Source organism: Limnospira sp. PMC 1279.21, from assembly GCF_032349615.1.
GTDB classification, from domain to species: Bacteria; Cyanobacteriota; Cyanobacteriia; order Cyanobacteriales; family Microcoleaceae; genus Limnospira; species Limnospira fusiformis.
Window position 1 is genome coordinate 1 of the sequence record NZ_JARPLU010000056.1, and the last position, 13,261, is coordinate 13,261.

The following is a 13,261-nucleotide window of genomic DNA, read 5'->3' on the forward strand; positions in this document are numbered from 1 at the left end:
GGCGCGGCACGAAAATTCTCGTTTGGGGTAGCACCCCATTCCGTCCAACAAAACTTTCTGTCTTGACTTTGAACTTCCCAAAGCCTCCCAATTTTCGAGAACCTGCAACGATTTTCCAGCTCTCACAATTCGGCAATTGAGGGAGCAAGCAAACTCTATAAAACCCACTCAAGGGATTAGATATTGCCCTTGCTGAAAATATTAAACACATCTCTCGTTTTTGTCAACAGTTTTCTTCAATTTATTTACCTTTTAGAAATTGATATTTTATCTGAGTTAGGCGACCAAAAAATAGGCGCAATCTTCCGGCGCAAAATCACTTTTTCGGTCGCCACAGAACCCTCAGCAGTCAGCTTTCAGCCCCGACTGAAACATTATTAAAAACCAGAATATAGCGGTTTCCCAAGCTGTGATGTACGGTTTAAAGCCCCTCGCCCTCTTTGGGAGAGGGGTTTGGGGTGAGGGTTATACATCATGAGAACCTCCATAAAAATTAATCCAGTGATTACCCATTAAAATGGCATCGCCATCGGGTTCATTTCAGTTTCTAGAGTTGGAGTTTCCCGCCAACCTAATTGAACCGGCACATCATAAAGCCGCCCCGGCCCAAACCGTGACCAAAAATGACGCAGCCCCGGCACAATCACCTTGACCACATTCAAACCAATATCTGGGCGAGTTTGGTCTAGTACCAACGTTTCTAACCCCGCCGCCCGCACAATCTCCACACAGGTAGTCACATCCTCGCGGATATCATTCCCCCAGCGTTTCGGATAGTCCTGCATCGTTTTCAGCGGTTGAGCAGCATCAGGAGCCAAATAGGGCTGATTCTCTAACGTCGCTTCCAAGAGCCAACGTTTGGCATCGCCATCCAGTTGGTCATCCGGTACTTTGTCCAGTTCCAAGCCCAACTGATTTACCTCCGTTAGGGCGCGGAGAATGGCAATGGTGGGGTCAAGATGCGCCCCAAAACCGAGAATCAACCGTTCCGAGTTGCCCACCTTGCGCCGCGACACCCCCGCAAAAGCAGGAATCCCCAAATCGGCCGTCAAATCCAACGCCCACAAATCCCGGTCATTCTCCCCATAAAACTGTTGCAACTCCAAAAAGTAAGGCTCATCAAAACTGCTCAAATCCACCGCCGGACGACGCAAGCGGTTATACCACCACAGCGCCACACTGTCCCGTTCCACCAATTCCAAAAACCCTTGTAAAATCGCCTCCTCTAGGGTGTTCCCCGCCGCGTTGCCATTGGAGTCAGCCCTGCAAAAGCGTTGACCTTTCGGCATCGGATAGTTGTAATAACAAAAAGCCGTGGGTAAGTATTTGTGACACTGTTCCGTTAGCGACCAAACCGGAGTCCAGTCAATGCTTTGGTCAGGGTCAAAGCGTTGGGGAATCCAGTCATGGGCGGCTTGGCGATTTTGATTAATCTCCTCACGGCGGGCAAATTGGCTGTCACTAATACAGAGACAATCTTCAGGATTAATCGCCAACTCCCCCAACTGCGCGAACGTCGCCTGCTGGCGCGGTTCATCCCCCTGGTAAATGCCCGAATAACGCTCCACCGCCTCACAGAAACCACTAGCGCGGGATTGGCTGTCGGTTTTGCCCTTGCCCGAACTCTTATGTTTCAGGGTGCTCCGGAGTCCCCGCAGGGAAGTCGCCCCCCCAAAGGCGTGTCCGGCGCGGTAGGTATGCACCAAAGGGTTAGCCGGGTCGGTGACGCGCACCAATTCCGTCACCACTCCCGTAATCGGACTGATTAAATGCTCATGCTGCTGCACCGTTTGGGCCGGAGTGAGGGCGCGGTGGCCGCCATCGCGGGTGAAATGTTTCTCGCGAGATTCCAGAACCACAGGCTCAAACCCTCGACGCTGGAGGATTTCCGGGTCGCCACAGGTGGGGCATTGGGGGCGGCGGATGAGGCTGTGGGTTTTGAACTCCAGGGTGCGCTGGTTGAAGGTGATTAATTTGCCCTCCAGGGATGGGGAAGGCGTGGGGGACTGGGCAAGAACAAGGGATTTGGCGATTTCCGTCGCCGCAAAGTGAAGGGCCGTCTGCAACGTCGAAGGCAAGGCGGCGCGGGCTGTGGGTAGATAACTATTGACGGAGTGAGGGATGTTGCCGTTGGTTTGGGCAGCGGCGTATTTTTCGCGCTGCACCGAGGCTTCCACTTCCCGGTTGCCCTCCAAACGCTGGGCGAGGCAGTGCCAGCAGCCCGTTTCTCCCGGTTTGAAGACTGGGCCGAGCCAGAGGACACTCCCCAGGGGTTTGACTAAAATCCAAGGTTGGCCAGTTTCGACCTGATGACGGTTGAGGGGGGCTAGGTCTGGGTTAAGGTAGTCGTCCGTGAGGGCGATCGCCAGAGCAGCCTCGGCTTCGGTGGGTTGGAGGGGAATGCCTAAATCGCCCAGAGCAGCCCCCAGAATGTCAACCATACCCTCACTAATGCGGTTTCCGACGGTTTTGAGGGTGACGGGTTGTTTCAGGGCTTGGGCGGCGACTGCGGGGGCAATACCCAGTTCACTCCAAAAAGCAGCAACTTCGGGAGCCAGTTCTGGTGCAGACTCAATCAGGTAGCCTTTTTCGCTGAGGCGATTGAGAACGAAATCAATATGGTCGAGGGGGACTTCACCGTTGAGCTTGTCGGCAATTTGTTCGCGAGAGTGGTTGCCGTCCAGAAAGGGAAGAATTTGGCAGTAGAGTCCCCCAGTGAGGGCGTGGTTCTCCTGTTCCCCCAAGAGATAGACCTGTTTAGGGGCGATGATTTCGATGTGGTAGTGGGGTTTGATTTGGAAGGACATAGGGTAGAGGAAGATAAGGGTTAGTACAATACTGATCAGGCAAAAATACAGAGGTGAAGAAATGTTGACCGTCGTTTCACCGCAAAAACTTTATCTTTCCGCCGGAACAGTCATGCGATCGCCTGCCACCTGGCAGGAATATCAAGCATTGTGCGAACAGCGGGGAGATGGTTCCATTCCTCGGCTTAAATATCGTTCTGGAGAAGTATTGTTGATGTCGCCTTTACCCAAACATGGTCGAGATGCTCATTTAATTGCTGCCATCATTACAACCTTGCTGGATAATCAGGAGCGAGAATACGATGCTTTCACACCCGTGACAATGCAACTGCCAGAAGAAAGCGGGATTGAACCAGATTATTGTTTTTACATTGACCATTGGCAAGCGGTTTCCGGTAAGGAACGGATTGATTGGCGCAATGACCCCCCGCCAGATTTGGTATTAGAAATTGACATCACCAGCTACTCAGACGTGCAGGATTATCTGCCCTATCAAGTGCCAGAAGTCTGGCTATTTCGGAACCAGCAACTGATGATTTACCAACTTCAGGGCAATGAATACAGCATCACATCCCAAAGCCAATATTTCCCGGCGGTAAATCCAGCCGCTCTCGTTGCTCAATGTTTAGAAATTGCCTATCAGAGGAATACCAGTGCAGCCATTCGTGATCTGAAGCAGCAACTCGGAGGGTAGGGGAGCCGAGAAAAGGGTAACGAGGCGATGGGGTAAACTTAACCCCAGGCGTCAGTCTCCTTGCTCCCCCCTCTCCCCTCACAATGCCCTGATCGCCTCAAAACTCAAGGTATCAATTCGCAGCCAAGACTCAGGCCCAAATCCGCCCTCGGCGAAAGGTTTTACTGTTAGGTTTGGGTTTATTGGCGTGTTCGCGGGCATACTCCCACCAGTAGGAATAATCCTGTAGCCCCGTCATAGTGGTGGGGATGTAGGATTTTTGCGCGGGCGCGGGTGGTGTTGCCGGGTTAGCTGCCGGAGCAGTTTCCGGTAGAGCATCTGGATTTTTTGGGGTGTTTTTTTTCGCCATCATCGTCTCCGTATTTCAATAAGAACAGTAAAAATTGGCAATGTTCTGGGGTTAGAAAAAACGACCCATTGAGGCAAAGCCAGAGTGCATCACTTGGTTGTAGCTGCGCGGGGCAAAAACGGCCGGGTCGTTATAGTTCGCCCCGTGAAGCAGATCCATCCGAATATGCACCAAATCCTCGATCTCCCCATCCTCCAAATCCACCGCTAAGGCGGGTTGGGTGAAATGAGGTCGCTTAACCGGGGCGGATTGTTTAGGAAATGTCATTGTTTTTTGATGGGTAGATAAGAACTGGGAACGGAAAAAAGAGGAGAGGCGGCTAGAAAGTTGACTTTTCCTCCGCCTCAAACCTTGAAGATTAATACGGCGAAGACCAACTCTTCACTTCGCCCAACGTCACCGGAATCAAATCGCTGACATCAATGGTGAAGCGGAAGATTTTCTTGGCCCGACGACTATTTTCCGGGTCAAAGAACTTCAGCTTCACATCCCAGCAGTCGCTATCCATCCGACAGAAGGGGCTTTTCTCCACCGTGATGCTGTCCAGTTCCATCCCTTGGGCGACGGCTTGGCTAAAGGTCGAGGCGGCTTGGAAGGCATTGGTGACGGAGAAATTCAGGGCGCGGTCTTGGGAAGTTGTACCCAGGTTCCGTAAATCGTAGTAAACCCGGTTCAGGAAACTGCCCAGGGTGCGGCTCATGGCATCGCGATCGGCTTCACCTTCGGCCGCCTGTACCGTTTCAAAGGCGGCATTGACGAGGCTGTTCACTTTCCAGCCGTAGAGTCCCCGCGTGCTTTGGGGTTCGATGACCGGCACAACTTGCCCAGAGAACAGCTTCACCGTGCGCCCGGTCAAGATGCCCGGAATACTGACCCGCTCGATGTAGTCGTCGTCATGTTCCGGCTGAATTTGACCCGCCAGGAGTTCTTGCAGTGCCAGATAGGCTTCACGGGCGAAGGGGCCTTTGGGTTCAATGGCATAAACCGGGGTCAACTCAATATTGAGCGTCCAAATCAAAGACCGAGCCTCAGAAATATCGCTGGCCAGGTAATCCACCATCTGACGGGCATCGTAGGGGTTGGCCGGCACCGACACGCCCTCGCTGATTTCAAAGGGAGGCATCAGTTGCTTGAAGGTGTCGCGACGGGCTTCCGAACCGAAGTCATAGCCCAAGGTGCCCAAGGCATAAACCAGTTGGCTGGATGCCAGTTCGCTGGGGGCTTGGCTGGGAGTGACGGCGTTGCTAGAGGTCATAGGGGTAGATTGAGTAGGGGTGAATGATTGGACAGTGTTGCTGGGAGTAGCCGCAGCTTGTGGCTCCTCCTGAGCCGGGGTGGCATCGGGGACAGACAAACCCCCACCGCAGCCGCAACCGCCCGATGGTTCTACACCTGCGGGGGTGACGGCTTCTTGTGCTTCAGACATATTTCCTCCAGTGAGTAAGGTTAAAGCTCCAGCGATATTGATTCGGCCTGCCAGACATCGCTGGGCATCGGCAGGCAGGGCCGCGTCACAGGGCAGGGCGCTCTGCAACAGGATTTGGCGCACCCGTGCGGGGTCAGGGGTTTCGCCCTGCGATCGTTGCAGACTCAACAACAGGGCAGCGACACCGGAAACAATGGGGGCCGCGAAGCTGGTGCCGTTGAGCCTTTCCGTCCCACCGCCCGGTTTGGCCCCCAAGATTTGCTCGCCCGGAGCAAGGATGCCCTGGGTTTGGTACTTAGACCCCCAATTACTGAAGTCCAAGGGTTGCCCGCGAGCATCCATTGCACCAACCGCCAGGACGGCGGGGAGGGCGGCGGGGACGTGCAGGCACTCGCACCCGTCGTTACCCGCCGCCGCTACGAGCAGAATGTTCCGCTCCTGGCAGAGGCGGACGGCGTTTTCCAGCCAGCCCTCGGCTTCCCCAAAGTCGCTTAACTGACCGCCACTGAGGTTGATGATCTGCGCTCCGGCGTTGGCCGCCTGCTCAATGCCTCTGGCGAGGTCAAGCTGGGTGGCGCTACAGCGATCGTCCGCAAAGACCGGGACAATCAAGCCGCGACATTGGGGGGCAATGCCGGGAATGTCGCTGTCGGGTTGCCCGAAAATGATGCTGGTGACGTGGGTGCCATGGCCGGACATACTGCCGTCCTTGCGGGCGGCATCGGGAACCAGGGTGGGCAGGGTGGTGAGGTTAGCACCTTGGAAACATGGGTGGGTGCGATCGACGGGGCCATCCAGGACGGCGATGGTGATTTCCGGAGAACCTTGGGTGCGGTTTTGTAATTCTGAGAGTCCTAGTATTTCCATCTAGAAATTTTCGAGGATATTCATGTTTTTATCGTCAATTCATTAAAAAGGCTTGAAATAGCAGTTTTTACACCTACCCAGCACGATCCGAAACCCCTTGCCATCATGGCGAGAGGGGCTTAGGGTAAAGACTGCACATCATGATTGCGTCAAACGCTATACCAGTTTCTGGAGCTATGGAATACCAGAAATTCCCTCAACCCCATTAAAGGTAGAGTTTCCGTAATTTACGAAAACGCTAGATAACTGGATACTCAAAAATGAACAACCGGACAAACACGGATGGACAGTTGCCGGAGGAAAATATACGAAGCAAAAACAGTACGAAAACCGCCATAAACCATGGACGAAAACCGTACTAAAAATTCAATTATGTTGCAAGCATCAGATTGAGTTCAGCCTTTTTATATTTAGGATGTCAAGACTTAAGTTTCAGATTTACTTTAGCCTTGGGAAATTTAGGATGTCAAGACTTTTTGAGCCAATTTTGTAAAGTTTTATAACATGAAGCTCTCCCCACATCGGGGCGCGAGGTGGGGGTGTCATAATGGGTGCATCTCAGTTAGCAGCAACACCAACCATAATTTCCCGTTGCAATTCCTCAAACCGCCGTTGATAAATGCGTTCTCGGTCTGCTAACAGCCTAATACCTGCCACGATCGCATCTTCAGCCGAAGGATACTTGCCGCTTTCCGATGATGTTTTTCCAAGGTATTTCTGGATGCTGGCTTCTGATTTCTGAAGTCAGCGCGCGGGCAGCTTCTCCGATGATTTGAAGGTTTTGTATAAACCAAGTCTGGATCAGTTCATTTTGCTCATAAGTCGATCGCCCCTGAACAGCATATCGCTCAATGCGTTCTATTGCTTCCAACATATCCAGCAATTTTTCGAGATCGCTTCTCATAACCGTATCGCTTCCGCTAGGACTTGTTGGCGAATCCTAGGACGTAACCCCTTCTCTGTGATAATATCAACCCGACAGCCTAGTAACTCTTGGAGTTCCATCAGCAGTCCACCCATATCCAGCAAGCTGCGTCCGGGCTGCATTTCCACCAAAAAATCTACATCACTATCCGCATCGGCTTCCCCCCGTGCCACGGAGCCAAAAACACGGATATTGCTGGCTCCATACTGGGCAGCTAATGCCAAAATTTCCTCTCGTTTCTCTTGCAGTCGCTCTGGTAAATTCATCAGTCGTTAAGTTGTTCTAACCTCTGTTTTAATCCGGTTGAATAAAGGCTTGATGTTCTGGGGAAGCTAGTCCCCCTTGTAGGGTTTCCAAAACGGCGGCGAGATTATTTTGTAATAGTTGCGTTGCGTTTAACCATAAACCGGGAAACACCCGACTGCACAAAATCCCCTGATCATTGGGAGAAAGAGACTGATAAACTCCCTCCTCCAGATAAAACCAATCTAGTTTTTGGTCGAAGATTTGCCACACTAGATATTCTTGCACGCCATTGCGCCGATAAACCCGTTTTTTATCCCCTAAATCGATCGCCGCACTACTAGCCGCAATTTCTACCACCAATTCCGGTGCGCCTTGAATGTAGCCTTCTGAGGTGAGTTGGGAACTTCCCCCCGGAATCAACAAAACTCCATCGGGTTGAAATTCGTTGTCCGAGTCCAGGCGAACCGTCGGTTCAATGCCTATTTCTGTCCCTGGGGTTGCCATTTTATAAGTCCATAGCAACCCGATTAAATCGGCGTGGGGTTTCGCATGGGTGGTAAACCGCAGGGGTGATGCCATATATACGACTCCTTCAATTAATTCCGCTTTCTGATCGGTAGTCATGGCGGCGTAACGTTGCTCAAATTCTCGGTAAGTTAGGCGATCGCCATTTTCCAAAGGCGGATAGATGGGAGATTGAATCTGCATAGTATCGACCAGAGACTAGGGGACAGTTTGATTATAACAATTCCGTCATCGCCATCTATTGTTAAATGTTTGTATCTCGGCTGGCGGAAGATGTAAACCGACAAATATTAGTCATAAATCATCTTGATGGCCACGTTGTTGTAGCTTCTGTTGCAGTTGGCAGAAAACTGTTTCCCCATCAACAACCTCACCCCCTTCGGAAGCAGCAACACCAACCATAATTTCCCGTTGCAATTCCTCAAACCGCCGTTGATAAATGCGTTCTCGGTCTGCTAACAGCCTAATACCTGCGACGATCGCATCTTCAGCCGAAGCATACTTACCGCTTTCTACCAGACTTTCCAGAAACTGCTCAATTTCTGAACTTAACGATATATTCATTTCTCACCTCTGTTTTAATCCGGTTGAATAAAGGCTTGATGTTCTGGGGAAGCTAGTCCCCCTTGTAGGGTTTCCAAAACGGCGGCGAGATTATTTTGTAATAGTTGCGTTGCGTTTAACCATAAACCGGGAAACACCCGACTGCACAAAATCCCCTGATCATTGGGAGAAAGAGACTGATAAACTCCCTCCTCCAGATAAAACCAATCTAGTTTTTGGTCGAAGATTTGCCACACTAGATATTCTTGCACGCCATTGCGCCGATAAACCCGTTTTTTATCCCCTAAATCGATCGCCGCACTACTAGCCGCAATTTCTACCACCAATTCCGGTGCGCCTTGAATGTAGCCTTCTGAGGTGAGTTGGGAACTTCCCCCCGGAATCAACAAAACTCCATCGGGTTGAAATTCGTTGTCCGAGTCCAGGCGAACCGTCGGTTCAATACCCATTGCGGTGGAAGGGGTAGCGGCTTGATAAACCCCTAACCAGGTGATGAGACGACCGTGGGGTTCTGCATGGGTGGTAAACCGCCGAGGTGATGCCATATAAACTACTCCTTCAATTAATTCGGCTTTCTGATCTGTAGTCATGGCGGCGTAACGTTGCTCAAATTCTCGGTAAGTTAGGCGTTCGCGCAGCGTCTCGGAACGAGAATCGCCATTTTCCAAAGGCGGATAGATAGGAGATTGAATCTGCATAGTATCGACCAGAGACTAGGGGACGGTTTGATTATAACAATTCCGTCATCGCCATCTATTGTTAATCGTAATTCATGGGGGCGATTTCCCATTGGTGATAATTATTTGATTACCCCCCCATTGGCGATACTTAGGTTAATTTCATCGGCGTTAAGATTTCTTGAGCATATTCACCTATACCATCATCTCAGGTGCGATCGCACTTTGGCGACCTTCTCTGGTGGGAATTGAGCCGCAGTTTTTCCCAAATTTAACCATCATCAGAAAAGCCGGGAGAGTTGGGTGTTGAGTTTTGTGGGTCTTAACCCATTGATAGATTTTTCAAACCCCCACAGATTCGGTATCCGTGTCAGAATATCTGTAAACTTGCACATTATTAGATAGCTAAATTTTGGGAGGTCATACATGGTAGCCCTCACTGACCGGGTTAAAGCAGGTCGGTTGACCGTTGAGGTAGCAGAAGTTACTACAGACACCACCACCATTCGATCGCTTGATTGGGACCGCGATCGCTTTGATATCGAATTTGGTCTGCAAAACGGTACAACCTATAACTCATTTATCATTCGTGGCGACCAAACCGCCTTAGTAGATACATCCCACGCCAAATTTCGGCAACTATACCTAGACACTCTCCAAGGATTAATCGACCCCGCCGCCATTGATTATCTGATTATTAGCCATACAGAACCCGACCACAGCGGTTTAGTCGCCGATATTCTGCAACTTGCGCCCCAAATTACCGTCGTCGGCGCAAAAGTTGCCATTCAATTTTTAGAAAACCTAGTTCATCAACCCTTTAAGTCTCAACAAGTTAAAAACGGTGATACATTAGACCTCGGTAACGGTCATGTGCTGGAATTCGTTTCCGCGCCTAACCTGCACTGGCCTGATACTATTTTCACCTACGATCGCCAAACCGAAACTCTCTTTACCTGCGACGCTTTCGGAATGCACTACTGTTCCGATCTCACCTACGACTCAAACCTGGCTGACATTGAGGCTGATTATCGATTCTACTATGAATGTTTGATGGCTCCCAACGCCCGGTCTGTTCTCAGCGCCATTAAGCGTATGAAACAACTCGGAAATATTACCACGATCGCCACCGGACACGGCCCCCTACTGCGCCATAACGTTCAGGAATTGACCGATCGCTATCAAAAATGGAGTCAGGAACAGTCCAAAGCCGAAACCACGGCGGCGGTATTTTACTATTCCGATTTCGGTTATAGCGATCGCCTTTCTCAAGCGATCGCCCACGGAATTACTAGAACTGGTGTCGCTGTCGAAATGATGGATCTGCGATCGGCTGATAACCAGGAAATCCGCGAGTTAGCTAGTATGGCTACCGGATTAGTCATCGGAATGCCTCCCGTATCTGGTCAAGATGCCGAACTCGCCCAGGAAGCCGAGGAAGCCATCAGCACCATTTTAGCATCTACCAACAAAAAGCAAACCTTTGGTTTGTACGAATCTGGTAGCGGTAATGATTTGTCTGTTTACCCCCTGGAAGTCAAGTTTAAAGCCGCCGGACTTAAACCCGCTTTTCCCTCAATTCGGATTACAGAAACCCCCACCGAAAACACCTATAAACTCTGTGATGAAGCCGGAACCGATATGGGACAGTTACTCAGTCGGGATAAGGCTATTAAGCAGATGAAATCCCTAGATAGCGATGTTGATAAAGCCTTGGGTCGCATTAGTGGCGGGTTATATATTATCACCGCCACTAAAGGGGAAGTGAGTAGCGCTATGTTGGCTTCCTGGGTGTCTCAGGCGAGTTTTGAACCTCTGGGGTTAACTATTGCGGTCGCTAAAGATAGGGCGATCGAAGCCCTAATGCAGGTGGGTGATACCTTTGTTCTCAATGTGTTGGAGGAGAACAATTATCAAGCCTTAATGAAGCATTTTCTCAAGCGTTTTCCCCCTGGTGCCGACCGTTTTGAAGGTGTGAAAACTCAAGCCGCTAATAATGGCAGTCCGATTTTAAATGATGCTCTGGCTTATCTGGAATGTCAGGTCGCTAGTCGCATGGAATTAACCGATCATTGGATTGTTTATGCCACTATTGATGGCGGTCGCGTTAGTAACCCTGATGCTTTACCAGCCGTTCATCATCGCAAGGTGGGAAATCACTACTAAAAAATTCCCTGATGGCGGGTTGATTCATATCTAATATATGGCTAAATCACCCGCCTTTCCTGGGTTGCTATGTTCACCACATTACTTTAAAAAAATGTATAATTCAAAAGCTCGTGATGTTCAAGTTTTCTTGATTGGGAATGATACAAAAGTTTTGCGATCGCGCACTTGGGATAGACTCAAGTTTGAGGTAGAATATTCCCTACAAAGGGGGACTACAGCTAATAGTTATCTCATCGAAGCTGACCAAGTGGCGATTATCGACCCTCCCGGAGAATCTTTTACCGCCAACTATCTGAAATCCCTGGAAGACCGCTTAGATTTTAACAACCTAAAATATGTGATTTTAGGGCATTTTAACGCTAACCGAGGGGCGACAATTAAAGCCTTGTTAGAAAAGGCTCCCCAAATTACTTGGGTGTGTTCTAACCCCGCTACCTTGGCGCTGCGGGAATCTTTCCCAGAATTAACCTTAAATATTTTAACAGTTAAAAGTGAGGAAAAATTAAACCTGGGTCGCGGACATGAACTGCAATTAATCACCGCACCAACTCCCCGATGGCCTGATGGTCTATTGACCTATGACCCCTGTACTAAAATCCTGTTTACAGATAAGTTTTTTGGCGCTCATGTCTGCGGTGATCAAGTCTTTGATGAAGGCTGGTCAGTCTACAACGAAGACCGCCGGTTTTATTATGACTGTCTCCATGCGGCACAACCCAAAAAAATTCTGTCAATCTTAGATAAAATTGCTGAGTTATCACCCATTGAATTTTATGCCACGGGTCACGGTCCCTTAGTTCGCTATGGGATGAATGAATTAACTAATTTATATCGACAATGGAGTGAAAAACAAAAATCTCAGGATTTGAATGTGGCGCTGCTATATGCTTCTGCTTACGGGAATACCGCCTCTATTGCTAATGCGATCGCCAGAGGATTAACTAGGTCGGGAGTAGCGGTAGAATTGATTAATTGTGAACACGCTAAATCTACCGAAATTCAAACATCCGTTGAAAAATGCGATGGATTTATTATCGGTTCCCCTACCCTCGGCGGTCATGCTCCCACCCAAATACAAACCGCTTTGGGAATTATTCTAAATACCGCATCAACTAATAAATTAGCCGGGGTTTTTGGTTCCTTTGGTTGGAGTGGAGAGGCGGTAGATTTAATCGCGGATAAGTTAAAAGATGCTGGCTATAAATTCGGCTTTGAACCAATTAGGGTCAAGTTTAAACCCACAGATATCACCCTACAAACCTGCGAGGAAACTGCTATTGATTTCGCCCAAATGTTGCGACGTGACCAAAAACGCCGCGCTCTCAAATCTACTTCCCAGTCTGCTAGTGCTGACCGAACCGCTCAGGCTGTAGGTCGTTTGGTGGGTTCCCTGTGCGTGGTCTCCTGTCGCCGTGGAGAGGTGGTAAGTGGGATGTTGGCTTCGTGGGTATCTCAAGCTACTTTTACCCCCCCAGGATTGACTGTGGCTGTGGCTCGCGATCGCGCTATGGAATCCATGACTCACATAGGCGATCGCTTTGTTTTAAACATTTTGGACGAAGGTAAACAACTGCGTAAACACTTTATGAAAAAGTTTGCTCCCGGTGAGGATAGATTTGCATCCTTATCAACCACAGAAGCCTCTAACGGATGTCTGATTTTAAATGATGCTTTGGCTTATTTGGAATGTGAGGTAAAAAACCGCATGGAATGCGGCGACCACTGGGTTATTTATGCTCAAGTCCAAAACGGCAAACTATTAAATAATGAAGGTGTAACAGCAGTTCACTATCGCAAAACCGGAACTTTTTACTAATCTTCTCCTCAAAAGGCGGGTTGATCAATCTTCCCCTTGGGAGGTGAGCAAATACCCGGTTTGGAGAGGGCGGGTTGATCAATCTTTCTGTGGGGAGGTGAGCAAATACCCGGTTTGGAGAGGGCGGGTTGATCAATCTTTCTGTGGGGAGGTGAGCAAATACCCGGTTTGGAGAGGGCGGGTTGATCAGTCTTCC

Annotated in this window: 13 protein-coding genes; 3 read left to right on the plus strand and 10 right to left on the minus strand. The window is 49.8% G+C overall.

Features of this window, described 5'->3' with window-relative positions:
• Positions 1 to 512 precede the first annotated feature (512 nt).
• Positions 513 to 2,807: a TOMM precursor leader peptide-binding protein gene (locus P5683_RS10740; protein WP_315639838.1), complete on the minus strand. Its 2,295-nt coding sequence runs from the start codon at positions 2,805 to 2,807 to the stop codon at positions 513 to 515.
• A gap of 61 nt (positions 2,808 to 2,868) precedes the next feature.
• On the opposite strand from P5683_RS10740, the gene P5683_RS10745 reads away from it, so the two are divergent.
• The gene (locus P5683_RS10745; RefSeq protein WP_111891245.1) at positions 2,869 to 3,501 is read left to right on the plus strand and encodes a Uma2 family endonuclease; all 633 of its coding nucleotides are present in this window, start codon (positions 2,869 to 2,871) and stop codon (positions 3,499 to 3,501) included.
• 130 nt (positions 3,502 to 3,631) lie between these two features.
• Here the strand turns inward: P5683_RS10745 and P5683_RS10750 are convergent, their stop codons facing one another.
• From P5683_RS10750 to P5683_RS10785, 8 genes are all read right to left on the minus strand, one after another.
• On the minus strand, positions 3,632 to 3,853 hold the full coding sequence (locus tag P5683_RS10750) for a cyanobactin biosynthesis PatC/TenC/TruC family protein (protein ID WP_315641777.1): 222 nt from the start codon (positions 3,851 to 3,853) through the stop codon (positions 3,632 to 3,634).
• A 48-nt stretch (positions 3,854 to 3,901) separates the two neighbouring features.
• Positions 3,902 to 4,117: a cyanobactin biosynthesis system PatB/AcyB/McaB family protein gene (locus P5683_RS10755; protein ID WP_006624746.1), complete on the minus strand. Its 216-nt coding sequence runs from the start codon at positions 4,115 to 4,117 to the stop codon at positions 3,902 to 3,904.
• Positions 4,118 to 4,208: 91 nt separating this feature from the next.
• Positions 4,209 to 6,143 carry a PatA/PatG family cyanobactin maturation protease gene (locus P5683_RS10760; protein ID WP_315639839.1) on the minus strand — a complete coding sequence of 645 codons (1,935 nt, stop codon included), beginning with the start codon at positions 6,141 to 6,143 and terminating at the stop codon, positions 4,209 to 4,211.
• Positions 6,144 to 6,810: 667 nt separating this feature from the next.
• Entirely contained in the window at positions 6,811 to 7,047 is a 237-nt protein-coding gene (locus P5683_RS10765; RefSeq protein ID WP_315639840.1) for a HepT-like ribonuclease domain-containing protein, read from the minus strand.
• Positions 7,044 to 7,334, minus strand: coding sequence for a nucleotidyltransferase family protein (locus P5683_RS10770; RefSeq protein ID WP_006624758.1), 291 nt, complete (start codon positions 7,332 to 7,334; stop codon positions 7,044 to 7,046). The genes P5683_RS10765 and P5683_RS10770 overlap by 4 nt, the downstream gene beginning before the upstream one ends.
• A 28-nt stretch (positions 7,335 to 7,362) precedes the next feature.
• On the minus strand, positions 7,363 to 8,022 hold the full coding sequence (locus tag P5683_RS10775) for a Uma2 family endonuclease (RefSeq protein ID WP_315644893.1): 660 nt from the start codon (positions 8,020 to 8,022) through the stop codon (positions 7,363 to 7,365).
• A gap of 111 nt (positions 8,023 to 8,133) precedes the next feature.
• Entirely contained in the window at positions 8,134 to 8,403 is a 270-nt protein-coding gene (locus P5683_RS10780; protein WP_006669982.1) for a type II toxin-antitoxin system ParD family antitoxin, read from the minus strand.
• 14 nt (positions 8,404 to 8,417) lie between these two features.
• The gene (locus P5683_RS10785) at positions 8,418 to 9,101 is read right to left on the minus strand and encodes a Uma2 family endonuclease (protein WP_315644892.1); all 684 of its coding nucleotides are present in this window, start codon (positions 9,099 to 9,101) and stop codon (positions 8,418 to 8,420) included.
• A 405-nt stretch (positions 9,102 to 9,506) separates the two neighbouring features.
• Between P5683_RS10785 and P5683_RS10790 the strand changes: the two genes are divergently transcribed.
• Positions 9,507 to 11,246 carry a diflavin flavoprotein gene (locus tag P5683_RS10790; protein WP_008049709.1) on the plus strand — a complete coding sequence of 580 codons (1,740 nt, stop codon included), beginning with the start codon at positions 9,507 to 9,509 and terminating at the stop codon, positions 11,244 to 11,246.
• A 94-nt stretch (positions 11,247 to 11,340) separates the two neighbouring features.
• Positions 11,341 to 13,065, plus strand: a complete 1,725-nt coding sequence (locus P5683_RS10795; protein ID WP_193521006.1) for a diflavin flavoprotein — start codon at positions 11,341 to 11,343, stop codon at positions 13,063 to 13,065.
• Between the two features lie 8 nt (positions 13,066 to 13,073).
• Here the strand turns inward: P5683_RS10795 and P5683_RS10800 are convergent.
• A partial coding sequence (locus P5683_RS10800; RefSeq protein WP_396442934.1) for a hypothetical protein occupies positions 13,074 to 13,261 on the minus strand: 188 nt, incomplete at its 5' end.